Below are 24,001 nucleotides of genomic sequence, written 5' to 3'. Positions count from 1 at the left end.
CAGACGAGGAGGCCGTATGAGTAGCCTGCTGTTGCTGACCAACGTGCTCGAACCCTCCGACGAAGTCCTGCCCGCCCTGGGCCTGCTGCTGCACTCCGTTCGCGTCGCTCCGGCGGAAGGCTCCGCCCTCATCGACGCACCCCCCTGCGACCTGGTGCTCGTCGACGCGCGCCGGGACCTCGCCCAGGCCAAGAGCCTCTGCCGCCTCCTCCGCACCACCGGGCTGGACGCTCCCCTGATCGCGATCGTCACCGAGGGCGGCCTGGCCGCCCTCACCCCGGAGTGGGGGCTCGACGACGTCTTCCTGCAGACCGCCGGTCCCGCCGAGGTCGAGGCGCGGATCCGGCTGGCGGCCGGGAGAGTGGCCGCCGCTGAGCCGGATGACGTTCCCGGCGAGATCCGCAGCGGCGAGCTCACGATCGACGAGGCGACCTACACCGCACGGCTGCGCGGACGCGTGCTCGACCTGACGTTCAAGGAGTTCGAGCTGCTCAAGTACCTCGCCCAGCACCCCGGCCGGGTCTTCACGCGCGCCCAGCTGCTGCAGGAGGTCTGGGGGTACGACTACTTCGGTGGCACGCGGACCGTGGACGTCCACGTTCGTCGGCTGCGGGCCAAGCTCGGCGCGGAGTACGAATCACTCATCGGAACGGTTCGAAACGTCGGCTACCGGTTCGTCGCCGACCACCGCCCCACGGACGAGGAGGTTCCGGTCAATCAATGACCGGTCCCGGGCGGGGGCACCGCCCGGACACATGATCCGCCGCCGGTTCGTCGCGGATCACCAGCCCCACGAGGCATGAGCACCCGCCCACCGCCGACCAGCCCCGGCGGCGGTGTCAGCTCGGCTGCGTCCAGCCGGGTCCGGCGGCCGACGGGCCGTGGTCCAGCGGCTGCGAAGGCGCCCTCGTACCGGCCTGGACGGTGCCGCTCAGCGGGAGTCGTACGGGCCGTAGGGAAAGCCCTGCGGGTCCTCGGGCGCGCGGTACCACGGGTCGTCGCGGTACGTCGGCGGCTCGGACCGGTCGCGCGCCGGAGCGGCGTCCCCCTGCTCGTCGTACGCGGCGTACGAGCGCCGCCCGGCCGATCCGTAGAGGTCCCGGCCTCCCGATCCGTACGGGTCGCGCTCGGTCGGCCCATAGGCGCCACCGGGCGCCGCTCCGTAAGCGTCGGTGGAAGCGGCTCCGTAAGCGTCGGCGGGCGCGGCTCCGTGGGCTCCGTAAGCGTCGGTGGGCGCCGCCTCGTACGCCTCGGTGGGCGCTCCATACGACGGCCAGGAGGACGCCTCCTGAGGCCGTCGTGGGGACGGGACGTAGGGCTCCCAGTCGGAGACCCCCGGCGAAGACGGCCGAGGCGACGCGTAGGGCTCCCGGACGGGCGTGCCGTAGGGGTCGCGGGGCGGAGCGGCGTACACGTCCGGAGCGGAGGATCCGTAAGCGTCGTACGCCGTCGACGAGGCGTGCCGCGGGATCGCGGGCGCGGCCCCGTAAGGCGCGGGCTCGAAATCCTCGAAATCGTCGTCCGCGTACCGGGCCTCGTACTCCGCCATGAACGTCTCGTCCGGACCCGTCAGGACCCAGCGGCGGCCCATCATCGCGAGCACGAGAACGAGGAGCAGCACTCCGACGGGCACGGCGAGCGCACCGGCCATGATCGGGAGTCCGGGATCGCCCACGACGACCGCCTTCCGCGCAGGTGAGGGCCCGATCGTATGGCACCGTTCCCCTCTGATGGAATGGTTCCGAACAGATCTCCTGACTTCGAAGGTCAAAGGGGCTGAGACTACGCTCCCGATCGTGAACGTGATGACGCGGGAACGGTTGACGGACGACGAGGTCAGGGGCGCGTTGGCGGTCGTGGAGGCGGCGGCCGCGGCCGACGGCGTACGACCTCTGGGTGAGAGCGCGCTGTTGCGGCTGCGGGACGGCGGCGGAGCGGTCCTCGCCCACGACGGACCGGCACTCGTGGGGGTCGGTGTCCTGGACGGCGACGCGGCCGAGTTCGTGGTCCATCCCGGGTTCCGGCGCCGGGGGCACGGGCGGGCCCTGGCCACCGCGCTGCTCGAGCGGACCGGGTCGCTGAGGGTGTGGGCGCACGGCGAGCTGCCAGGCGCCGTGGCACTGGCCGGTTCGCTCGGCTTCGAGCGTTTCCGGGCGCTGTGGAAGATGCGGCGCCCTCTCGACGCTCCGCTCCCGGAGGTGACCTGGCCCGCCGGCGTGCGGCTGCGCACCTTCGAGGTGGGCGCGGACGAGGACGCGTGGGTGCGGGTCAACGCCCGTGCCTTCGCGGACCACCCGGAACAGGGCGCCTGGACCCGCGCGGATCTCGAACGCCGGGAGCGCGAGCCGTGGTTCTCACCCGAGGGTTTCTTCCTCGCGGAGCGGGACGGCGAGCTGATCGGCTTCCACTGGACCAAGGTTCACGAGGGAGGCGTCGGCGAGGTGTACGTCATCGGCGTCGACCCGTCCGCCCAGGGGCTCGGGCTGGGCAGGGCGCTGACGCTGGCCGGCCTGCACCACCTCAAGTCGCTGGGGCTGCCGACGGTCATGCTCTACGCCGACGAGTCGAACACGCCCGCGACCGGCCTCTATGAGAGGCTCGGGTTCGAGCACTTCGCCACCGACGCGATGTACCGCGCCCCGGCACGCTGACCCGCCCGAAGGCGGCGGCGCGCCGACCCTCCTGGCAGGCCCCCCGGCGGACGGTCGGCGGGGGTGAGGGTGCGCCGATCCTGGCACACCGCGCGGGTGCCGGCGCGGGCGACCGGGCCGCGGACGGGCGACCGCCCGGACGTGCCCGGCTGCGGACGGCCACCGGCCCTGACAGGCCCCGCATCCAGGCGTGTTAACCATACGGATGCCGCAAGGAAGTGCTCCTTTCGCGATAAGTCACGATCACGTTCATCCTCCGTTCATCTGGATCGGAGTGACTGGACATCTCTCCTCCTTAGCGTCTGGCTCGACGGTGCTTCCGACCGCATGCGTCGGGGCCCGCCCGACTAAATCTGAGGAGAGACTTCGGTGATCAACAGCACACGGCTGGCCGCTATTGGCGGCGTGGCCCTTGCGGGTGCGCTCGCGCTGACCGCGTGCGGTACGGATAACAACGGCGGTGGCGGCAGCGGCAGCGGCGCCTCCGCCGCGAGCGGCGACTGCGCGAAGACCACGGTCAACGCCGCCGGCTCCACGGCCCAGGCGAATGCCATCAGCGAGTGGACCAAGGGCTACCAGCAGAACTGCGCCGGAGCGAACCTCAACTACAACGCCAACGGCTCGGGTGCCGGCATCCAGGCGTTCACGCAGGGTCAGGTGGCCTTCGCCGGCTCCGACTCGGCCCTGAAGCCCGAGGAGCACGGCCCGGCGGACGCGCGCTGCAAGACCGGCAAGGCCATCGACCTGCCGATGGTCGTCGGCCCGATCGCGGTCGTCTACAACCTCAAGGGCGTCGACGGCCTGCAGCTGTCGCCGACCACGCTGGCGGGCATCTTCGCCGGCAAGGTCAAGACCTGGGACGACGCGGCGATCAAGAAGGACAACCCGCAGGCGAAGCTGCCCAGCACCGCGATCAAGACGGTGCACCGTGCCGACGACTCGGGCACGACGGACAACTTCACCAAGTTCCTCACCGCGACCGCGCCGGACATCTGGAAGTTCGCGGGTGGCAAGAAGTGGACCGCTCCGGGCGGCCAGGGCGCGACCAAGTCCGACGGTGTCTCGACGGTCGTGAAGCAGACCGAGGGCGCGATCTCGTACGCGGAGCTGTCCTACGCCACGAACGGCAAGCTCCAGACCGCGAAGGTCGCCAACGGCTCCGGCCAGTTTGTCGAGGTCTCCTCCGACACCGCTTCCAAGGGCGCGGCGGGCGCCACGGTCGCGGGCACCGGCAACGACCTCGCCCTCAAGGTCGACTACAAGACCAAGGACGGTTACCCGATCGTCCTGGTGACCTACGAGGTCGCCTGCGAGAAGGGCCTTCCCGACCAGCAGGCGAAGTTCGTCAAGTCCTACCTGACCTACACGTCCAGCCAGCAGGGCCAGTCGGTGCTGAGCGGCCTCGGGTACGCCCCGCTGCCGGACTCGATCCTGACCAAGGTCCAGGCCGCCGTGAAGGGCCTGTCCTGACCGATAGGAGTGCCGAGCCGGTGCGGGTCATCCGTACCGGCTCGGCCGCATGCAGTGAAGAGATCTCTATGGACGACAGGGTGAGTCCGTGGGCACGGGAGGCCGGATGACCAGCGAGACCCTCGAACAGGGCGCGACCGGTGCTCTGGGCGGGAAAGCCCGCAAGATGAGTACGGGGCGGCTGGGCGACCGGCTGTTCGGGCTCTCGGCGAAGGGCTCCGGCATCGTGCTGCTCGCCATCATGGCGGCGATCGCGGTGTTCCTCATCGTGAAGGCGCTGCCCGCGTTGCAGAGCGACAAGGCGAACTTCATCACCTCCCAGGAATGGAACCCGGACGCGTCACCGGCCCGGTTCGGCATCGCCCAGCTGGCATTCGGCACCGTCCTGTCGTCGGTGCTGGCGTTGATAATCGCCACGCCGATCGCGATCGGCATCGCGCTCTTCATCGCCTTCTACGCGCCGCGGCGGCTCGCCGACGGGCTCGGCTACGTCGTGGACCTGCTCGCCGCGGTGCCCAGCATCGTCTACGGCCTCTGGGGCCTGCAGTTCTTCGTGCCGAAGATGAACCACGTCGCGGACTTCCTGCACGGCCACGCGAGCTGGATCCCGCTCTTCGGGGGCGACGCCGTGGGCGGAAGGTGCCTGCTGACCGCCGGGATCGTACTGGCGATCATGATCCTGCCGATCATCTCGTCGATCTCCCGCGAGATCTTCCTCCAGGTGCCGCGGCCCAACGTGGAGGCCGCCCTCGCGCTCGGCGCGACCCGCTGGGAGGTCATCCGGATGGCGGTGCTGCCGTTCGGACGCTCCGGCATGATCAGCGCCTCGATGCTCGGCCTCGGCCGCGCGCTCGGCGAGACGATCGCGGTGGCCCTGGTGCTGGGCTCCGCGGCGGGGATCAGCCTGCACATCCTCAAGCCGGGTGGTAACACCTTCGCGGCCAACATCGCCAACACGTTCGGTATGGCCGGTCCGAACGGCCAGAGCGCCCTGATCGCCTCCGGCCTGGTGCTCTTCGTGATCACCCTTCTCGTGAACATGGCCGCCCGGGCGGTCGTCGCCCGACGGAAGGAGTTCGTGTGAGCGCCATCGACCTCTCCGGCCCGTCCGCGGCCCGCAAGATCAAGGACAAGGTCGCCCTGGTCCTGGTCTGCGTCGCCTTCGCGCTGGCCCTCATCCCGCTGGTCACCGTGCTGTGGACGGTCGTGAAGAACGGCCTCAAGCGGTTCGACGTGGAGTTCTTCACCCACTCCATGAACGCGATCGGCGGCCGCGACGCCGGCGGTGGTGCGTACCACGCGATCATCGGCACGATCGAGCAGGTCGGTCTGGCCAGCGTCATCGCGATCCCCATCGGCGTGCTCACCGCCGTCTACCTCGTCGAGTACGGCGGGGGCGGCAGGCTGGCCCGCGTCGTGACCTTCTTCGTCGACGTCATGACCGGTGTGCCCTCGATCGTGGCCGGCCTGTTCATCTTCGCCTTCTGGCTGAAGCTGCTCGGCTTCGAGTACATGGGCTTCGCCGGTTCGATGTCGCTGTCGATCCTCATGATGCCGACCGTCGTGCGGGCCGCCGAGGAGATGCTGAAGCTCGTGCCGAACGACCTGCGCGAGGCGTCGTTCGCGCTCGGCGTGCCGCGCTGGCGGACGATCTGCTTCGTCGTGCTGCCGACGGCGTTCACCGGAATCATCACGGGCGTCATGCTGGCCGTCGCCCGCGTCATGGGCGAGACCGCGCCACTGCTGGTGACGGTCTTCGTCACAACGGCGATCAACAACGACCCGTTCAAGGGCCCGCAGATGTCGCTGCCGCTGTTCATCTGGGATCAGGCACAGCTCCCCCAGCAGGTCGCCATCGACCGGGCGTGGACCGGCGCGCTCACGCTGATCCTCTTCATCATGCTGCTCAACCTGGCGGCGCGCCTCATCGCCCGCCTGCGCAAGCCCGTATCCCGATAGGAGTACTCCCCCCATGGCCAAGCGGATCGAGGTCTCCGGGCTCAACGCCTACTACGGCAAGACCCGGGCCATCGAGGACATCTCGATGACGATCGAACCGCGCTCGGTGACCGCGTTCATCGGCCCCTCCGGGTGCGGCAAGTCGACGTTCCTGCGGACGCTCAACCGGATGCACGAGGTGATCCCGAGCGCACGGGTCGAGGGCAAGGTGCTCCTCGACGAAGTGGACCTGTACGGGGCGGGCGTCGACCCCGTCGCCGTCCGGCGGGTCATCGGCATGGTCTTCCAGCGGCCGAACCCGTTCCCCACGATGTCGATCTACGAGAACGTCGTCGCGGGTCTGAAGCTGAACGGCGTTCGCCGCAAGGGGCAGCTCGACGAGATCGTGGAGAAGTCCCTGCGCGGCGCGAACCTGTGGAACGAGGTCAAGGACCGGCTGGGCCGTCCGGGGGCAGGTCTGTCCGGCGGTCAGCAGCAGCGACTCTGCATCGCCCGTGCCATCGCGGTCGAGCCGCAGGTGCTGCTGATGGACGAGCCGTGCTCGGCGCTGGACCCGATCTCCACGCTGGCGATCGAGGACCTCATCGCCAACCTGAAGGACCAGTACACGATCGTCATCGTGACGCACAACATGCAGCAGGCCGCCCGCGTCAGCGACCGTACGGCCTTCTTCAACCTCGCCGGCCCGGGCAAGCCCGGACGGATGGTGGAGATCGACGAGACGAACAAGATCTTCACGAATCCGGGCGAGAAGGCCACGGAGGATTACATCACCGGCCGATTCGGCTGATGGGCCGACGCCGGGCGGGGCCGGTGGGCCCCGCCCCTGCGACCGGCGGCCGTCGTGCCGCCGGTCGGCCGGTTCCAGAGGCCGGTCAGGCGAACAGGTGCATGACCCAGTACGCGATCGCGGCGACGATGCCCGCCGCCGGAATGGTCAGGATCCAGGCGAACACGATGTTGCCCGCGACGCCCCAGCGGACCGCCGACAGCCGCTTGGTCGAGCCGACGCCCATAATGGCCGCGGTGATCGTGTGAGTGGTGGAGACCGGGGCCTGCCAGATGAACGCGGTGCCGTACAGGATGCTGGCCGCGGTCGCCTCGGCGGCGAAGCCCTTCGGGGGATCCAGCTCGATGACCTTGCGGCCGAGGGTCCGCATGATGCGCCAGCCACCGGCGTACGTGCCCAGGGACAGCACCGCGGCGCAGAGGAGGATCACCCAGACCGGCACGTGCGAGTCGCCGGCCGACTGGTAGCCCGTCGTGACCATCGCGAGCACGATGATGCCCATCGTCTTCTGGGCGTCCTGCAGGCCGTGACCGAGGGCCATGGCCGCCGCGGACAGCGACTGCGCGATGCGGAACCGGCGCCCGACCTTGCCGGGATGAGAGTTGCGGAAGATCCACAGCATCGCGACCATGATCAGATAGCCGAGGACCAGCCCGATCAGCGGCGACAGCACCATCCACAGCACGACCTTGTAGATCACCCCGTGCCACAGCACGCTGGCGGACGCCGCGAGGGCCGCCCCGATCAGCCCGCCGACCAGTCCGTGCGTGGACGAGGAGGGCAGGCCGAAGTACCAGGTGATGAGGTTCCACACGATCGCGCCGATCAGCGCGGCGGCGACGATCGACAGGCCGTGCAGGTCCTTCGGCGGATCGATGATGCCGCTGCCGACCGTCTTGGCGACCCCGGTGCCGAGGAAGGCGCCGACGAGGTTCATCACGGCCGCCATCGCCAGGGCCGCTCGGGGGGTGAGCGCCCGGGTGGAGACGGATGTGGCGATCGCGTTCGCGGCGTCGTGGAAGCCGTTGGTGTAGTTGAAGAACAGCGCGATGCCCACGACGACGATGAGGGCCGTCAACTCCACGCCGGCGTTCCCTTCCTCGTCGCGGACCGCTGACATCGCTTCGCGGGCATGGCGACCATGCGCTTCGACGACACCGGGATCACGATTCCTTGACCGCGATCGTCTCGACCGTGTTGGCGACGTGCTCGAAAGCGTCCGCGGCGGCCTCGAGCTGGTCGATGACCTCCTTGAGCTTCAAGACGGTCAGCGCGTCGTAGTCGCCGCTGAACAGCTCGGCTAGGAGCCGCCGGTAGGTCTGGTCGGCCTGGTTCTCGAGCCGGTTGATCTCGATCCAGTACTCGCTGAGATCGCGCAGCCCGCGCAGGCGGGGCATGGCCTCGGCGGTCAGCTCGGCAGCCCGCTCGAGCACCTCTACCTGGGCGACGACGTCATGGGGCAGCTCCTCGATCTTGTACAGCAGGACGAGGTCGGCCGCCGCCTCCATGAAGTCCATGACATCGTCGAGCGTCGAGGCGAGGCGGTAGATGTCCTCCCGGTCGAAGGGCGTGATGAAGCTCTCGTTGAGTCTGCGCATGATCGCGTGAGTGAACTCGTCACCCGCATGCTCGCAGGCGCGCATCTTCTCCGCGATCGCCTCACGGTCGGCCCCGTCGCTGATCAGCTCCACGAGCAGCCTGGCACCAGTGACCAAGTTGTTCGCGGAATCCGCGAACATGTCGTAGTAGCTGTCCTCACGCGGGGTGAGTCGGAATCGCACGTCCTTCTCCTGAAGTGCGGGAACAGTCCGCAGAGGATGGTACGGCTAACCAGCGGGAAAGCGAACCCTCGCCCCCCTGTTACTTCACCGCAACGCCCCTCGCGCGGCCGGTCTGTCGAGCGACTGCATCGGGTTCATGGGCCGTACGCGCCTCTGGTGCCCGGCGCGGGCGTCTCAAACGATCACTTGGTGTTTACCCCCAGGGGGTATAAGGTGGCCGGTATGCACGGGTACGCGAAGGACAAAGACGCCTACCTCGTCCGGCTGCGCCGCATCGAAGGTCAGGTGCGCGGACTACAGCGGATGGTATCCGAGGATGAGTACTGCATCGATGTCCTCACCCAGGTGTCGGCGGTCACGCGTGCCCTGCAGTCCGTCGCCCTCGGGCTGCTGGAGGACCATCTCGGCCACTGCGTCGCCGAGGCGATCAACGAGGGCGGCCCCGCAGCCGAGGAGAAGGTCAAGGAGGCTTCGGCGGCCATCGCGCGCCTCGTGAAGTCGTGAGCACGGCCATGGGGTGAGCCGGTCGGCGCATCCCCGCGTGCGCCGACCCTGACGTCGCTCACGACCGTGTGGCGTGGCCGATCCCGAGCACCATGTCGATCTCATCGGTCGTCAACGGCCGATCCGCCGTCGCGACGGCGCTGAGCATCTCGGAGTAGAGCTCGATCTCATCCAGCGCGACCCGGTCGTGGACGCGCATATCGAGGTACGACTGGCGCACGCGTCCACCTCCGTTCATCCCCACACCTGTGGAAAAGGCTACGCGTCCCATCCGCCGTGGCACATGACCCAAGAGGGCCATTCGGCGGCCACCCGCCCAGGTGGGTCGGGGGTCACCCTGGGCTACCGACGGGTACGGTCCTCGTGGAGACTCTGCAGCAGCCGCTCGGCCGGTGACTCGGGCAGGTCACGCACGGTGAGGCGGGCCACCGTCGCCGCGTCGACCCGCGCCCCCGCCAGGCGCGCCGCCTGCCGCGCCACGATCGCCTCGAACAGCCGGCGGACCGTCTCGGCGAACGCGAACCCCCGCGAGCCGCGCATCTCACCGAAACGGCCCAGCAGCTCGACACGCAGTTCCTCGTCGAGCAGGTAGAGCTCGCGCTCAGCGAACCGGGAGAACAAGCGCACGAGCTGACGGTCGGTCGGCTCCCGGAACTCCACGATCGCCCCGAACTCCGCGCGGAACCCGGGATTGGCCAGCAGGAAGCCGTCCATCTCCGCCGGCTCGCTCGAACAGACCAACAGGAACTTGTCGCGTCGCTCCTCCATGTGCCGCAGCAGCGCCGTGACCACGCCGGACATCCGGTCGAGCAGGGCGGCGTCCTCGATGAGCAGCACGCCGCCGGCGGCACGGTCGACCTGCGCCGCGACCCTGGCCGCCGCGTCGTCCCCGCCGAGGTCGCGGGCGTTGCACACCACCACCTGGCCGGAATCCAGGAGGTTCAGCGCGGCGTAGACGCCGCCGACCAGCCCGGCCACGGTCCGCTTCCCGGTGCCCGGCCGGCCCAGGAAGATCAGATGACGGCTCGGGTTGCCCGACGGCAACCCCTGCGCGGCGCGCTCCGCGGCGAGCCGCGCCTCGGCGACCAGTCCCTCGACGGTCTGCTTCACCCCGTCCAGGCCGATCATCTCGTCGAGGGCGCGCAGGAAGCCGTCGACGTCTCCCGGGGCGCGCAGTGCAGGCTCGATCTCCTCGGCCACGCCGGTGAAGTCCTCCGGTGTGAGGACCAGACGATCGCGGGACGCCCCGAACCGGTCGGTGTGCCGCGCGACCGCCCGATCGAGATACGCCTCGACCAGGCGCGCGTTCACCAGGTCGCCGTACCCGGTCAGCCTCGGCAGATCGGCCCTGACGGTCTGCAGGGCGGGCGCGTTGACCGTCACACGCCGCTCGTCCGCCAGCACGTGGACGACGGTCAGCCGCGTCTGCGTGTCGGCCAGGTCCGGCAGCCGGAACACCCGGAACACGCCGGCCAGGTCCGGGAAGTCGGTCTTCAGCCGGTCGTACGCGCGCGGCTCGCAGGTGGCGATCAGCGCCGCCCCGCCGGTCGCGCTCCCCCGCGAGCGGATCACCGCCGCGGCGACCGCCGCCGGATCGGACGCCCGCAGCAGGGCCGCGTCGATCCACTCGAACAGCAGCGGGGGCCCGCCGCCCAGCGTCGCGCCGAGGGCCTCGGCCGAACCGCCGAACTCGGTGCCGTCGACGGTGCGCACGGAGCCGTCACCGACGCCCGCGTCGGCGAGCGTACGGGCGACGAGGCGGGCGAAGCGGCGCTGGCCGCCGTGCGGGGCACCGACGACGAGGATGGCGGGCCCCGTCTCCCCGCCGGACGCCGCCAGGCGGTGCACGTCGTCGAGGAGCCCGGCGAGATCGTCGGCACCGGAGACGAACCGGATCCCGAACCGCTCGGTCACCTCGGGCAGGACCGCTCCGGAGGGCGGCGGCTCGATCTCGCCTACCGGCCGGCCGGGCATCGGCGCACCCAGGAGGTCGCCCATCATCGTCTGCGACATGATCTTGGTGCCCGGCCGCTCACCAGGGATCCGGCCGCCCGGCTGCTCCCCCAGGATGCGGGTGCCCGGCTGTTCTCCCGGCTGCTCACTGAGGATCCGGGTGCGCGGGGGCCCCGGCGTGCCGGGCGGGGCCGCGCCCGGCCGTGACGCGTCACCCGGACCCGGCGGCGCGTGCGGTGCGGACGTGCCCGGCGGCAGGAGGGGCGCGGGAGGGATGGGAGGACCCGCCGGCACGGAGGGTGCGGACGGCACCGGATGACCCAGCGGGCTCACGATCGGTATCCCGCCGGAGTCCGCCCGGGTGCCGCCTCCGGGCGGGTCGATGTACGTCGCGTCGGGCGGCGCGGCCGCCGGCGCGCGGGGCGGCCGGTCGAGCATCGTGGCGTGGCCCGCCGTCTGCGGCTCCGCGCTCCGGTCACCACCGGATGAGTCGTCCTCCGGCGCACCCGGGCGGCCGCCCGCCGAGCCCGGCACCTCCCGCCGATCACCCGGCGATCCTGTGCCTGCCGCTTCCCTGCGATCACCTGGCGAACCCGTGCCCGGCACTTCCCGGCGATCAACCGGCGAACCCGCGCCTACCGCTTCCTGGTGGTCACCCGCCGAATCCGCGCCCGGCCGGACGTGTTCTCCTCGGCCGGCGGTCGGCGTGTCGCCGTGGACGGCCGGGCCGGGGGGCGCTGTCGCCGCCTCGGTGGAGGCGTCCCATGCCCGCGTCGCCGGAGGCCCGGAAACCACCGCGCCGGGATCCTCCGGTTCTCGCGGCGCCCGGGCCGGTGGCGCGGAGCCCGAATCGCCGGATCCGCCCCAGGCCCGCGTCGCAGGCGCCGGCGTGTCGCCGTGGACGGCCGGGCCGGGGACCGCTGTCGCCGCCTCGGTGGAGGCGTCCCATGCCCGCGTCGCGGGCGCCGGCGCGCCGGGCGGGTGTTCCGAAGAGACATCCGATGAGTCGTCGTCCTGAACCCGCGTCGCGTCAGGGTCGGCAGGTGCGGCGTCGCCGTCCCTGACGGCCCCGGCGGATCCGGCCGCCGCGGGCAGGGCGGCCTCCGACGGGTCCGCGTCGGCCATCGTCCCAGCTGGTACGACCGCCGCCGCAGGCAGGGCGGCCTCCGACGGGTCGGCGTCGGCCATCGCCCCGGCCGGTACGACCGCTGCCGCGGGCAGGGCTGCCCACGACAGGTCGACGTCCGCCATCGTTCCAGCGGGTGCGGCCGCCGCCGTGCCGGACGGGTGATCCGAGGAGACATCGGACGAATCGTCGTCCTGAAGCCGCGTCGCGGGAGGATCGACGTGGGCGGGGTCGCCGCCCCTGACGGCTCCGGCCGCCCTGGACGGCGCGGCCCGCAACGGGGCGGAGTCCGCCATCGTCCCGGCGGGTGCGACCGGCGCCGCAGGCGGGGCTGCCCACGACGGGTCGGCGTCGGCCATCGCCCCGGCCGGTGCGGCCGCCGCCGCAGGCGGGGCTGCCCACGACGGGTCGGCGTCCCCCATCGTCCCGGCGGGTGCGACCGGCGCCGCGGGTGGTGCTGCGGGTGGTGCCGCCCAGGTGGGGGCCTGGCCGGGCGGGCCGGTGGGCGGCTGGTACGCGACGGGCGGGACCGCGGGCGGTGCCACGGGCGCCGGGGCGGCGGGGTACAGCGGGGCGAGCCCCGGTGTGGGGGTCACCGGGTCGGCGGGTGCCGCCTTCCGGGCGCGGTCGACGCCGAGGATCTCGGCGAGGACCGCGACCGGCACGGGAAAGCCGCGCGGGCGGGCCGGGATGCCGCCGAGCCGGCACCAGGCGAGGTCCGCCGCGTACACCGTGGCCAGGAGCGCGCCACGTGCGGCCGGCCGGAGCGCCTCGACGCGTCGCCGGAGGAGAGGCTGCAGCCGGTTGTCCCGCGGCCAGAACCGCCGCAGCGGATGGTCCGTGCCGGTGAGGATCGCCTGCGTCACGCGCCGGGTCTCGGGGTCGAGCCAGCCGATGACCTGCCCGGCGACGTCGCGCCGGACGACCGCCAGGTCGGCGGCCAGCAGTGCCGCCGCGATGAGACGGGGTTCGACGTATCCGCGTTCGGCCGGGTCGCCGGCGATCGAGGCGAGAGCGACGGCGAGGTCGTAGAAGGCATTGCGAAAGTGCTCACCCGCCGACGCCTCGATGCGCAACGCCGGTGCCAGGACGGGCGGGCACCGGGTGAGCCACTGCTGGACGATCGCCTGGTCGCCGTACGGGAGGGCGGCGTAGTCGACCGTGGGGTTGTGCAGGGTGGCGCCGAGGATGGCGAGGAGGGCGTCCGCGCGTGCCCGGAAGCGGGGGTCCTCGCGGAGGGCGCTGGCCATCGCCCACATCGTGCGCAGGATCACGACGGCGGCGTCGACCCGGTGGGCGCGCAACCGCTCGGCGTACAGGCCGACCAGGTACTCCAGTGGCGGCGGGGTGAGCCAGCGCGGCCCGTCGACGCCGGGCAGCGGCCTGGCGCGGTACGGCGACCAGAGGTCGAGCAGCTGGGCGTCGAGACCGGAGTAGAACACCGGGGCCGCGGCGGACCACAGCATCACGCCCCAGCCGACGGCCACGGTGCTCGGCGTGGACGAGGAGAAGGCATTCCACCAGTGCGGGTAGTCGTGCGGCTGGAGGGCTGCCGCCGACTCGACGGTGGCCCGTACGCGGGACGTCACTCCGGGCCGTATGTCGACGTCCACGAAGGGCAGGGACTGCGGCGGCTCGTGGCCGAAGTCGGGGCCGGACGGCACCAGGTGGGGCGAGATGCGCGGCGCCGGCATCCCCTGCCCCAGCGGCCGTGCCGACGTCCGCGTCATCGGCAGCCGGGGAGGCGGGCAGAGGTGCCACTGGCCGTCGGCGGGGAGCCAGCGGTACCAGCGGGCCCAGGCGCCGAACAGCCACCACGTGCCGTCCGGCAGGACGAGCATCCGGCCGGCGATGAGGTTCTGCCGCTGGAGGGGCGGCGTGGCGGGCCACCATCCGGCCGTGACCATGGCACGCGTGTCACGCTCGACCACCGCGAAGGGATCCTGGGCGGCGGCCGAGGGCCCATCACCGTATGCCTGCCCCCAGACCACCATGTAATGGTAAACGGCCCCCCACCACCCTGGGGTTCAAAGTGATCACGGAGGAGAACCGGACCGACGAGCCGTACGGTGCCGGACACCTCTCGGCGCGGTCCGGGCGCGGGCGAAAAAATCCGCGATCGGGAGCGAAAGGGATCGGGCGAAGGCGCGGAGTACAGGTGACCGCCCACCACCTCGCCCGGAAGGCGCCCATGACGGAGATCAAGACGTGACCGGCTTGGCCGGCGTCGACGCGGGCGGACAGATGAGCGACGCCGACCTCGTCCGGGAGTACCGCCACGACCCTGACGGGTTCACCGCCGTCTACGACCGGTATTTCGGTGATGTCCACCGGTACGTCGCGGGACGGCTCGACACGCAGGCCGCCGACGACGTGGCCGCCGAGACGTTCCTGGTCGCGTTCCGCAAACGCGAGCGGTTCGACCCGGCACGCGGGGGATTTCGACCGTGGCTGTTCGGCATCGCCACCAGGCTCGTCGCCCAGCACCGGCGCGTCGAGTCACGGCACTACGAGACCCTCGCCCGCGCGCGGGCGGCCCCCGACGACCACGGCCACGAGAACCAGGTCGTGACGGCGGTCACCGCGGCGGGCCTGCAGCCGCAGCTGGCACGGGCGCTCGCCGCGCTCACCCGCAAGGAGCGGGACGTCCTGCTGCTCGTGGCACTGGCCGACTTCAGCCACGAGGAGGTCGCCCAGGCCCTGAAGATCCCGTACGGAACCGTCGGCTCGCGCCTCAACCGGGCCCGGAAGAAGCTTCGCACCGCACTGGAGAAGGAGATCGACGTCAATGGATGACCTGCGCATGGTGCGCTCGCTGCTGGACAAGCCCGCACCCGACCACGCGGTCGTCGCGATGGGGCGCGACCGGCTCCGCGCGGCCGCGCGCGCCCGTGGCCGTACGCGTCCCGCCCGCCGGACCATGTGGCTGACGGGCGGCTTGGGCCTCACCGCGGCCACGGCCGCGGCGGCGGTGGCGGTGGCGATCTCCGCGACCGGCACGGCCAGCGACCGTACAGCCGGCCCCCGGACCGGCGGTCCCCGGACGGGCGGCCCGACGGTGACGCTGAGCGCCCGCTCCATCCTGCTCGCGGCCGCGACCGAGGCGGACGGGCAGGCGGACAAGGTCGGCGGGTACTGGCACACCACGACCGTGGACCGGAACGCCTACCGGGTGACCGGCGGGTACACCGTCATCGACCGGTCGCAGCGGGAGCAGTGGACGCCGAGCCGGCCGCGGCAGGAGCAGTGGAGCAGCGACCAGCGGCTCGGCGCCCGGCCGGAGAGCCCCGCGGACACGGCGGCGTGGAAGCGGGCGGGCTCCCCGGGCACCTTCACGGTCCCGGCGTCGAAGGGCTCCGGGAGGGCGAAGTACGGGCCGATGCCCCTGTCAGTACAGCCGGGCCGGCCCAGCGTGAACCGCGCCCCGCTCGTCGACGGCGACAAGGTGTTCTGGCTCGGCCGCAACGTCAGCATGAAGGACCTACGGGCGCTGCCCGCCGACCCGCAGCGGCTCAAGGCCTCCCTGAAGCGCTGGTACTCCGGGCACGGCACCGAGTCGTCGAGCGACCCGATGTCCTCGGACCTGTGGCTGTACACCGTCGCCAAGGGCCTGATCACGGACATGCCGGTGACCCCGAAGGTCCGGGGCGCGGCGTTCCGGATGCTCGCGGACCTGAAGACGGTCACGGCGGCCGGTTCGGTCAAGGACGCCCAGGGGCGGCCGGGCACCGCGATCGCGATCACCGAGCACACCAAGTTCGGCGGCGTGCAGCAGCACCGCCTGATCCTCGACACCACCACCGGTCGGGCCCTCGGCGAGGAGATCATCATCGTGAAGCCGAGCGGCACCACGGCGGGCTTGGCCCCTGGTGTGGTGTGGACCTCCTCGACGGTGGTCGCGCAGGGCTGGACGGACTCGGCACCCAGCAGCACCTCGGGGGCGCAGCGCGGACACTGAGCCCCGGACGGCCTCTGATCGCGCGGGCCAGACCGTACGCCACCGCGTACACGTTCGGTCCGCGCGACGCCGCCAGACGGACCGCAGGCGACCCGGCATACGGGATCGGTCCACGCGACGCCGCCAGACGGACCGCAGGCGACCCGGCATACGGGATCGGTCCACGCAACGCCGCCAGACCGGCCCGACCGGGCGTACGGCTCCCGGTCCGCGCACGCGGCCAGACCGGCCCGGAACCCGGCCCCGACCCGGCGTACGGCTCCCGGTCCGCGCAACGCCGCCGGACCGGCCTGGACCCGACCGGGCGTACGGCTCGCGGTCGGGCGCGACCCGGATCAGCGCCAGCGGGCGTCGCGGTGCAGGGCGGCCTTGCGGACGTACGTCTCGGGCGTGTGGGCGAGGACCGCACGATCGTCGTCGTTCAGCTCCCGGACGACCTTGCCCGGCACCCCGGCGACGAGGACCCCGGAGGGGATCTTCTTGCCCGGACCGACGAGCGCACCGGCCGCGACCAGTGTGCCGGCGCCGATCCGCGCGCCATTCAGCACGATCGCCCCGATCCCGATCAACGAGCCGGTTTCAACATGCGCGCCATGCACCATGGCCTTGTGCCCCAGGCTCACCCGGTCCTCCAGGACGGCCGGCATGCCCGCGTCGGCGTGCAGGCAGCACAGGTCCTGGATGTTGCACTCCTCACCGACGATGATGTCCTCGTCGTCGCCGCGCAGCACCGAGCCGTACCAGACGTTGGCCGCCCGGCCGAGCCGCACGCGGCCGACGACGACGGCTCCCGGGGCCACCCATGCCTCCGGATGGATGTCGGGCTCGTGTTCGCCGAGGGCGCCGTGGAAGAAGTCAGTCACGGTCGTCAAGTCTAGAAGCGGCGGCGGGGCCGCCCTCGGCCGGTCGGCGCGCCATATTTCCCAAATACGGCATTTTGCGATATTTAACCTGGGAAGACTCTCGTGCTGCCGTACGGATGGGACAGGAATTCCTGCCAGTAGCCGCATTCCCCTTGCGCGCGAGGGGGGAACCATCGAGAGTCGTCACAGACGTTTCCTTCGACCCCCCAAGGGCAATGAGCAACGAAGCCGAGATCCTGCCGAACCTCTTCCGCGAGGAGCCACTCCGCGAGGAGACGTTCGAGATCGTCATGCGCGGCTACAACCGCCGTCAGGTCGACGAATACATCGCCCGTACCCGCAACCAGATCCGCGAGCTCGAAGCACGGCTGTCCCGGGCCCTCGACGAGGTCGAGCGCACCCGCCGCGAGATGTCCGAGGTCCGCGAGGCCCGGCGCCCCACCGGCGACGACCTCAGCGAGCGGCTTCGCCAGATCATCAACCTCGCCGAGGAAGAGGCCCAGTCGAAGCTGGGCGAGGCCGAGCGCAAGGTCGCCCACATCCAGGAGGAGGCCGAGCGCGAGGCCAAGCGCGTCGTCGACGAGGCCCAGGGCAGGTCCGAGCGCACGATCGCCCAGGCCCAGGAGAACGCCGGCCACATGCTGTCGGCGGCCCAGCAGGAGTCCGAGCGCGTCCTGTCCGCCGCCAAGAACGAAGCGGACACGCTGGTCACCGAGGCCCGCACCGAGGCCGAGCGCACGCTCACCACCGCGGAGCGCCGCTCGTCGGTCATCAACGAGAGTGCCTCCGAGCGCCTGGCCCAGATGACCAAGCAGCACACGCAGGCGCTCGGCCGGCTCAACGAGATCACCGACACGCTCGTCACGCTCCTGGAGCAGGAGGAGAAGTCCGGCCCGCTGGAGCAGATGGTCGCCGACGCCGTCGCCCAGGGTGACCAGGAGCGGCCCGCTCCGCGCCCCGAGCAGCCGCAGCAACCTCAGCAACCTCAGGGCGGCCGTCACCACCAGCCGCAGATGCCGGGCCAGGCCCCCGCGCAGCCGCAGCAGCCCGTACAGCAGCCTCAGGAGCGCAACGTCCAGGTGTTCCCGGCTACCGGCGACCCCGCGGAGTGACGATCAGGCCGGTGACCGCTGGCAGGTCACCGGCCTGATCATCTAGAGTCCTTACCTGTGAGAGCCGGACGACGAAGCGACGGTGCCGGCACCGTCCGCCCGATCCGCTACATGGGCGATCCCGTGCTGCGCACCGAGTGCGACCCGGTGCGGTCGTTCGACGCCGACCTGGGGCGGCTCGTCGATGACATGTTCGCCTCGATGTACGCCAACGACGGCGCGGGGCTCGCGGCCAACCAGATCGGCGTCTCCCTGCAGATCTTCGTGTACGACTGCGACGACGACGCCGGGCTCAACCACGTCGGCCACGTCGTCAACCCGGTCCTGGTGGCCGCCGACGGCGAGACCGTCGAGGACGACGAGGGCTGCCTCTCGCTGCCCGGCCTCCGCTTCCCGACACCGAGGCACGGTCACGCCGTCGTCGAAGGCCTCGACCTGACCGGCGCGCCGGTGCGAGTCGAGGGCACCGGCTACTTCGCCCGCTGCCTCCAGCACGAGTTGGGGCACCTCAAGGGCCGGCTCTACGTCGACACCCTGAAGGGCGACGCCCGCAAGGCGGCACTCCGCGCCATCCGCTCCACCGACTGGAGCTGATCGCGCGGATCACACGTCCGCGCGGGTCACGCGTCCGCGGGGATCCCGCCATCGGGGATCGCGTCGAGGAGGCGACCCCACTGCGGATACGTCGCGACCTTCTTCAGGTGCATTTGCATGATCTCTCCGCCGAGCTCGATATTCATGTCGTCGGAGAGGCGGACCGCCGACAGCCGCGCGAGGTGGGGCAGGATCCCGAAGTCGCCCTCGAGGTGCACGGGGTCGTACATGTAGCGCTCCAGTGCGGCCAAATCCTTGACCCCGACGCAGTACGCGTGCGTGTACCCCTCGGCGGGGTCTCCGAGATCCTGGCCGACGGTCGAGAACGACGCGGCGTCGACGGTCGCCGTCCGCCTCATGGCCGCCAACACCTCGGCCCGCTGCTCTTCCGTGGTCTCGTCCTTGAAGCTGAAACGCAGGATGTTGACGATCACCGTGGCTCCCTCCGAAGCAGGCCGTATGACCTGACATTGAACTGACGGGTTCACCATAGTGTCCTTGTTAGGAAATTTACCAGTGGGTTCAGATTGCCGATCCGATCGGTTCAAGACCCCGACGAGGGCGGTACAGTGTGCGTTCGTGACCGGAATGACGGCCTCGGCCGGGCGGAAGGGTGCCCGCGGGCGCATCGACAAGCGGCAGGCGATCCTCGACGCCGCCTTCACCGTCTTCGCGCGCCGGGGCTACTCCCAGGCATGTGTGCAGGAGATCGCCGAGGAGGCCGGCGTCGCCAAGCCCACGGTGTACAACCACCTCAGCGACAAGGAGACCCTGTTCCGGCACGCGTTGGAGGCCGCGGCCGAGGCCGTGTCGGCGGACAACCTGGCGAGCGTGGAGCGGCTGCGCGACCCCGGCGACGACCTGCGGGCGGCACTGGAGGACGTGGCCTACCGCATGCTCCGCGTCTGCTGCGACGAACGCTCCCGCGCCCTGCGGTGGCTGACCTATGCCCAGGTCGCCCGTTTCCCCGACATGATCGAGGTCGTGCAGAGCCGTACGTCCAGCCGGCTCGCCGAGGCACTGGCGGACCGGCTGGCCCGGCTCTCGTTGGCCGGACGCCTGCGCCGGTGCGACCCCGCACAGGCCGCCGGACACCTCCTGGCACTGCTCACCGGCCCGATGGAGGCACGCTCACTGCTCGGCACGCGCAAGGTCTCCGCCGCCGAGACGCGCACCGTGGCGAACGCCGCGGTCGACACCTTCCTCCGGGCCTACGGCCCTGAACCCCGCTGAATCAGGCTCCCCGGGGAGGTGCGGGGTCGGCACCGCCCTGATCGCGGCCATCGAGGGTTCGGTGGATCCCGGCGTCCGGCGCGCCACGCTCTTCACCGGTCACCTCAGCGCGGCGAACCTCCGGCTGTACGAGCGCCTCGGCTACGTCGGGGAGCGCCCCATGATCATCGAGAGTCCTGACACCGCCAACGCATGAAAACCTCGATGATCAGGGACCACCGCCCCCTCCACCACCACCCTCGGTCAGGCGGCGCTGACCCGGCAGGACGGGCCGCAGGGGCGGGGGGCGCCGGTCCAGCCTCGGCGGCGGTAGACATCCGCGATCTCGGCCGCGACGAGGCACGGGTGTTCGGTGACGTCACCCCAGCCGTAACGCAGGGGTGCCCGCCCCGCGCGGACGGTCGCGTTGTCGCGCCGCATGTCGCGGTGACGCTCGGCGAACGGATGCGCGGCCAGCCCGTCCAGCTCGATCACGACGCCGTACGCCTCAGAGCGCGCGTCCTCATACGTCACCCGACCGCCTCGCAACAGCCGGACCTGCTTGGCGCTCGGGGGGAGGCCGTGCGCCCGTTCGACGTCGCGCACGAATCGGATCTCCAGCAGCGTCGACGCTCCATCCTCGACGTCGGACAGCACCGCCGTCAGCTCGGACCGCCACCGTGCCTTCTTCCGTTTCGCCAGGGCCACGAGCAGACGATCCGGCGTGGTGAGGCGGCGCTGGCACGCCCGCCCCGGCCAGCCCATCGCCTCGTCGAGGCCGCGCGCTGAAACGGCCAGGTCGATGACGGTCTCCTCGATCGTGGTGCGCGGCGGCAACCGCGCGGGGTGACGGGCATCGTCCAGCCGGATCGAGTAATGCACCCGGACGCCCGGAATCGGCCACAGGTGACGGTCGTCGGGCGCCGTCACATGGATCGGGTCGCGGATGTCATCGGCCAATCCGTCGATCTCCGCCGCGGTGCGATGGCTCAGCACCGCGCCCCTTCCTGCTCGCAGGACGACGGCCCACAGCAGTGTCGCGCGCGGAAGAGGACCGCTGAACGCGGCGTACACGCCGGCGAAGACCCGCTGCCAGCGGCCACCGCGGACCCGAGCGCGCAGCACTCCGTCGGTGAGGCCGCAGGCGAGCGCCTGCCACCGCGCGATGGCCCCACCCTGCCGGGCCAGGATCTGCTCAAGCATCGAACCAGCATCGCCACGCCGAATCGACCCCGGTAACCCCTTTTCCCCACCTGTGGATAACGGGAGGTCGGGTCGGGTGCTGGTCCTCCCATGATCATCGATGGTCTTGGCACCGCCGACGCATGGAAACCTCGATGATCAGGCGGTGCGGCTGGTCTGTCAGGTGTCGAAGCGGCCGCCGCGGCCGCGTTTCACGTCGCCGCGGCGGCGCTTGTTCTCCAGGCGGCGCTCGTGGACGCGGCGGCTGGGCTTGGTGGGGCGGCGGGGCTTCGGTGGCGGGGCGGTCGCCTCGGCGAGCAGGGCGGACAGCCGCGCCTTGGCGGCCTCGCGGTTGCGCAGCTGCGACCGGTGCTCCTCGGCGCGGATGGTGATGACGCCGCCGACGAGGCGCCCGGCGAGGCGCTGCAACGCGCGGTCCTTGTACGGCTGGGGCAGCGCCGATGACCCGGCGAGATCGAAGGACAGCTCCGCCGCGCTGTCACTGGTGTTGACGTGCTGCCCGCCGGGCCCCGACGAACGGGAGAAACGCCAGCGGAGCTCGGCGTCGGGGATGACGACCGAGCCGCGGACTCGCACCGGATCGGACATGGGATCGATTATCCCCGTCAGACGCGATCTATGTCGCCCTATTTATGGCGTGATGGCGCCTTCGGTGACGGGCTTCGGCTGGGTGCGGCGCCAGGGGTTGCCGAACGGGTCCCGGACGCGGCGTCGATTCCGTAGAAGCGTTCGGTCGGTTCCTCGGTGAACTCCACACCCTTGGCCTTCAGCTCCTCGTACGTCGCTCGGCAGTCGTCGGTGGCGAGGGCGCCCACGCCGAGCCGGCCGGCCGCGATGAGCTCCTCGGAGGCCACCGGCGCGCAGAGCGGCGCGCCGCGGCTCCGCCGCCGGCGCAGAGCGGAGACCCGCGGCTCCGCCGCCGGCAGGCGCGGCTCGACGAGCCGGCGCGTCGCCCATCACGTGCCGGGCGCCTCGCTCGCGGCGCCGGCCGACGCCGCCGGCCCGTACGGGTGGTGCCGGGCGCACCGTGACGGTGACGGTAGGGCCACCCCGGAAGGGGACCCGGCACCGCTGACCCGGCGGGTTCGCGGGGGCAGAGTCGAGAACGTCGATCGGGATCGGTGGAGGTGGCGTTCATGTCGGAGCAGAGGGGTCGGGCGGGGTCGCGGGCCCGGAGGATCGCCGTCGCGGGGGCGGTCGTGCCGGTCTGCGTGGCACTGGCCGGGGCGACCCCGGCCACGGCCGATGGGGGCGGCGACGCCGCGGTGGTGCGGACCGTGCAGGGGCCGGTCCGGGGTACCGTGGCGGCCGACCATCGAGCGTTCGAGGGAATCCCGTACGCGGCGCCGCCCGTCGGCCCGCTGCGCTGGACCTCGCCGCGACCGGTCACCCCGTGGACGCGGACGCGGGACGCGACGCGGCCGGGGAACGCCTGCGCGCAGACGGCGGGCTTCCTCGGTGACGCGCCGAGCGAGGCCGAGGACTGCCTGTACCTCAACGTGACCACGCCGCGGCGTGCCGCCGGGCGGCGGCTGCCGGTGATGGTCTGGATCCACGGCGGCGGGTACTACTCCGGCTCCGGCGACCTGTACGGGGCCCGGCGTCTGGCGGTCCAGGGGGACGTCGTCGTGGTGACGCTGAACTACCGGCTGGGCGTGTTCGGGTTCCTCGCCCACCCGTCGCTGGACCGGGGTGGGCGGCGGACGTCGGGCGACTTCGGCCTGGAGGACCAGCAGGCGGCGCTGCGCTGGGTGCGGCGGAACGCGGCGGCGTTCGGCGGCGACGCGGGGAACGTCACGGTGTTCGGCGAGTCGGCCGGGGGCATGAGCGTCTGCTCGCACCTGGCCGCTCCGGGCTCGGCGGGCCTGTTCCGGCACGCCATCGTGCAGAGCGGCCCGTGCACCCTCACGACGCAGTGGCCGTACCGGGACGGGAACTGGGTCGTACGGCCGCGGGCGGACGCCGAGCGCCAGGGCGCGGCGGTGGCGGCGAAGACCGGCTGCGGTGACGCCGCGGACGTCGCCGCCTGCCTGCGCGGAAAGCCGGTCTCGGCCCTGCAGGAGGCCTCGGACGGCGGCCAGGGGTTCGGGCCGGCCTCCGGCGGTCCGGTGCTGCCGGCCGACCCGGCGACCGCGCTGGCCACGGGCCGGTTCAACCGGGTCCCGGTGATGCAGGGCACGACCCGCGACGAGCAGCGTACGTTCGTCGCGGCGATCGAGTACTTCACCGGGCACGCGACGACCGAGGCCGACTACCGGAGCGAGATCGAGGGCTTCTTCGGGCGGGAGAAGGCGGCGAAGGTCCTGGCCGCGTATCCCGTCGGGAGGTACGGCTCCGCGAGCACGGCGCTGGCGGCCGTGTGGACGGACCACGCCTGGGCCTGCACGGCGCACCGTACCGACCGGCTGCTGAGCGCCCGGGTGCCGACCTACGCGTACGAGTTCGCCGACGAGAGCGCGCCGTGGGCCACCGGCTCCCCCGCGCCGGGCTTCCCGACAGGCGCGTTCCACGCCTCGGAGCTGCAGTACCTGTTCGACGACGCGCAGTTCCGCGGGCCGCTCACGGCCGCCCAGCGCCGGCTGTCCGACGAGATGATCGGGTACTGGACGCGGTTCGCCCGCACGGGCGACCCCAACGGCGGGGGCGCGCCGGCCTGGGCGCGCTCGGGTCCGGCGGCGGAGCGTGTGCTGTCGCTCGCGCCGGGGACCGGCGGAGTCCGGCCGGTCGACCTCGCCCGTGAGCACCGGTGCGCCTTCTGGACGTCCCTGGACCGGTGAGGCCCCGCGCTCCGCTCGCTTTTCCGGGCGGCGCGCTCCGGTGACGGC

General features: G+C 71.8%; 24 protein-coding genes. 14 read left to right on the top strand and 10 right to left on the bottom strand.

Annotation, left to right across the window (positions count from 1 at the left end):
* The first annotated feature begins 16 nt into the window (after positions 1-16).
* Complete coding sequence (locus NE236_RS25760; RefSeq protein ID WP_252844711.1) at positions 17-724, top strand: winged helix-turn-helix transcriptional regulator; 708 nt, start codon at positions 17-19, stop codon at positions 722-724.
* 207 nt (positions 725-931) lie between these two features.
* Here NE236_RS25760 and NE236_RS25755 read toward each other — a convergent pair whose 3' ends face one another.
* The gene (locus NE236_RS25755) at positions 932-1,675 is read right to left on the bottom strand and encodes a hypothetical protein (RefSeq protein ID WP_252844710.1); all 744 of its coding nucleotides are present in this window, start codon (positions 1,673-1,675) and stop codon (positions 932-934) included.
* A gap of 118 nt (positions 1,676-1,793) precedes the next feature.
* Between NE236_RS25755 and mshD the strand changes: the two genes are divergently transcribed.
* From mshD to pstB, 5 genes are all read left to right on the top strand, one after another.
* Positions 1,794-2,651: a mycothiol synthase gene (gene mshD, locus NE236_RS25750; RefSeq protein WP_252844730.1), complete on the top strand. Its 858-nt coding sequence runs from the start codon at positions 1,794-1,796 to the stop codon at positions 2,649-2,651.
* Positions 2,652-3,020: 369 nt separating this feature from the next.
* On the top strand, positions 3,021-4,121 hold the full coding sequence (pstS, locus tag NE236_RS25745) for a phosphate ABC transporter substrate-binding protein PstS (RefSeq protein ID WP_252844709.1): 1,101 nt from the start codon (positions 3,021-3,023) through the stop codon (positions 4,119-4,121).
* 106 nt (positions 4,122-4,227) lie between these two features.
* Positions 4,228-5,205 carry a phosphate ABC transporter permease subunit PstC gene (gene pstC, locus NE236_RS25740; protein ID WP_252844708.1) on the top strand — a complete coding sequence of 326 codons (978 nt, stop codon included), beginning with the start codon at positions 4,228-4,230 and terminating at the stop codon, positions 5,203-5,205.
* A complete protein-coding gene (gene pstA / locus NE236_RS25735) occupies positions 5,202-6,080 on the top strand; it encodes a phosphate ABC transporter permease PstA (protein WP_308209157.1) in 879 nt (292 codons plus the stop codon). Before pstC ends, pstA begins: the two co-directional genes overlap by 4 nt.
* A gap of 13 nt (positions 6,081-6,093) precedes the next feature.
* A complete protein-coding gene (gene pstB / locus NE236_RS25730) occupies positions 6,094-6,870 on the top strand; it encodes a phosphate ABC transporter ATP-binding protein PstB (protein WP_252844707.1) in 777 nt (258 codons plus the stop codon).
* A gap of 85 nt (positions 6,871-6,955) precedes the next feature.
* Here pstB and NE236_RS25725 read toward each other — a convergent pair whose 3' ends face one another.
* The gene (locus NE236_RS25725) at positions 6,956-7,954 is read right to left on the bottom strand and encodes an inorganic phosphate transporter (RefSeq protein ID WP_252844706.1); all 999 of its coding nucleotides are present in this window, start codon (positions 7,952-7,954) and stop codon (positions 6,956-6,958) included.
* A 79-nt stretch (positions 7,955-8,033) separates the two neighbouring features.
* On the bottom strand, positions 8,034-8,651 hold the full coding sequence (locus NE236_RS25720) for a DUF47 domain-containing protein (protein WP_252844705.1): 618 nt from the start codon (positions 8,649-8,651) through the stop codon (positions 8,034-8,036).
* Positions 8,652-8,873: 222 nt separating this feature from the next.
* On the opposite strand from NE236_RS25720, the gene NE236_RS25715 reads away from it, so the two are divergent.
* Positions 8,874-9,155, top strand: coding sequence for a metal-sensitive transcriptional regulator (locus NE236_RS25715; RefSeq protein ID WP_252844704.1), 282 nt, complete (start codon positions 8,874-8,876; stop codon positions 9,153-9,155).
* 58 nt (positions 9,156-9,213) lie between these two features.
* Here NE236_RS25715 and NE236_RS25710 read toward each other — a convergent pair whose 3' ends face one another.
* On the bottom strand, positions 9,214-9,375 hold the full coding sequence (locus NE236_RS25710) for a hypothetical protein (protein WP_252844703.1): 162 nt from the start codon (positions 9,373-9,375) through the stop codon (positions 9,214-9,216).
* A gap of 122 nt (positions 9,376-9,497) precedes the next feature.
* Entirely contained in the window at positions 9,498-14,225 is a 4,728-nt protein-coding gene (locus tag NE236_RS43795; protein WP_289850860.1) for a hypothetical protein, read from the bottom strand.
* Positions 14,226-14,442: 217 nt separating this feature from the next.
* Here NE236_RS43795 and NE236_RS25700 point away from each other — a divergent pair, with 217 nt between their 5' ends.
* Both NE236_RS25700 and NE236_RS25695 read left to right on the top strand, forming a co-directional pair.
* Positions 14,443-15,030, top strand: a complete 588-nt coding sequence (locus tag NE236_RS25700) for an RNA polymerase sigma factor (RefSeq protein ID WP_252844702.1) — start codon at positions 14,443-14,445, stop codon at positions 15,028-15,030.
* Positions 15,023-16,192 (top strand): CU044_5270 family protein, encoded by a 1,170-nt coding sequence (locus tag NE236_RS25695; protein ID WP_252844701.1) that lies wholly within the window; start codon positions 15,023-15,025, stop codon positions 16,190-16,192. Before NE236_RS25700 ends, NE236_RS25695 begins: the two co-directional genes overlap by 8 nt.
* Before the next feature lie 335 nt (positions 16,193-16,527).
* Here the strand turns inward: NE236_RS25695 and NE236_RS25690 are convergent, their stop codons facing one another.
* Positions 16,528-17,055, bottom strand: a complete 528-nt coding sequence (locus NE236_RS25690) for a gamma carbonic anhydrase family protein (protein WP_252844700.1) — start codon at positions 17,053-17,055, stop codon at positions 16,528-16,530.
* A gap of 215 nt (positions 17,056-17,270) precedes the next feature.
* On the opposite strand from NE236_RS25690, the gene NE236_RS25685 reads away from it, so the two are divergent.
* The gene (locus NE236_RS25685) at positions 17,271-18,167 is read left to right on the top strand and encodes a DivIVA domain-containing protein (protein ID WP_252844699.1); all 897 of its coding nucleotides are present in this window, start codon (positions 17,271-17,273) and stop codon (positions 18,165-18,167) included.
* A gap of 57 nt (positions 18,168-18,224) precedes the next feature.
* The gene (def, locus tag NE236_RS25680; RefSeq protein WP_252844698.1) at positions 18,225-18,761 is read left to right on the top strand and encodes a peptide deformylase; all 537 of its coding nucleotides are present in this window, start codon (positions 18,225-18,227) and stop codon (positions 18,759-18,761) included.
* Positions 18,762-18,787: 26 nt separating this feature from the next.
* Here the strand turns inward: def and NE236_RS25675 are convergent, their stop codons facing one another.
* Positions 18,788-19,195: a Dabb family protein gene (locus NE236_RS25675; RefSeq protein WP_252844697.1), complete on the bottom strand. Its 408-nt coding sequence runs from the start codon at positions 19,193-19,195 to the stop codon at positions 18,788-18,790.
* 154 nt (positions 19,196-19,349) lie between these two features.
* Here NE236_RS25675 and NE236_RS25670 point away from each other — a divergent pair, with 154 nt between their 5' ends.
* Entirely contained in the window at positions 19,350-19,994 is a 645-nt protein-coding gene (locus tag NE236_RS25670) for a TetR/AcrR family transcriptional regulator (protein ID WP_252844728.1), read from the top strand.
* A gap of 61 nt (positions 19,995-20,055) precedes the next feature.
* Positions 20,056-20,190, top strand: a complete 135-nt coding sequence (locus NE236_RS43790; protein WP_289850857.1) for a GNAT family N-acetyltransferase — start codon at positions 20,056-20,058, stop codon at positions 20,188-20,190.
* Between the two features lie 47 nt (positions 20,191-20,237).
* Here the strand turns inward: NE236_RS43790 and NE236_RS25665 are convergent, their stop codons facing one another.
* From NE236_RS25665 to NE236_RS25655, 3 genes are all read right to left on the bottom strand, one after another.
* Positions 20,238-21,176: a hypothetical protein gene (locus tag NE236_RS25665; RefSeq protein ID WP_252844696.1), complete on the bottom strand. Its 939-nt coding sequence runs from the start codon at positions 21,174-21,176 to the stop codon at positions 20,238-20,240.
* A 159-nt stretch (positions 21,177-21,335) separates the two neighbouring features.
* Positions 21,336-21,764 (bottom strand): alternative ribosome rescue aminoacyl-tRNA hydrolase ArfB, encoded by a 429-nt coding sequence (gene arfB / locus NE236_RS25660; RefSeq protein ID WP_252844695.1) that lies wholly within the window; start codon positions 21,762-21,764, stop codon positions 21,336-21,338.
* A 38-nt stretch (positions 21,765-21,802) separates the two neighbouring features.
* Positions 21,803-22,030, bottom strand: a complete 228-nt coding sequence (locus NE236_RS25655) for a VOC family protein (protein ID WP_252844694.1) — start codon at positions 22,028-22,030, stop codon at positions 21,803-21,805.
* A 282-nt stretch (positions 22,031-22,312) separates the two neighbouring features.
* Here NE236_RS25655 and NE236_RS25650 point away from each other — a divergent pair, with 282 nt between their 5' ends.
* The gene (locus NE236_RS25650) at positions 22,313-23,953 is read left to right on the top strand and encodes a carboxylesterase/lipase family protein (RefSeq protein WP_252844693.1); all 1,641 of its coding nucleotides are present in this window, start codon (positions 22,313-22,315) and stop codon (positions 23,951-23,953) included.
* Positions 23,954-24,001 lie beyond the last annotated feature (48 nt).

Origin of the sequence: Actinoallomurus purpureus (assembly GCF_024055795.1) — a bacterium.
GTDB lineage: Bacteria > Actinomycetota > Actinomycetes > Streptosporangiales > Streptosporangiaceae > Actinoallomurus > Actinoallomurus purpureus.
Note: the sequence above shows the minus strand (reverse complement) of the source record. Positions and strands in the feature narration are given on the sequence as shown.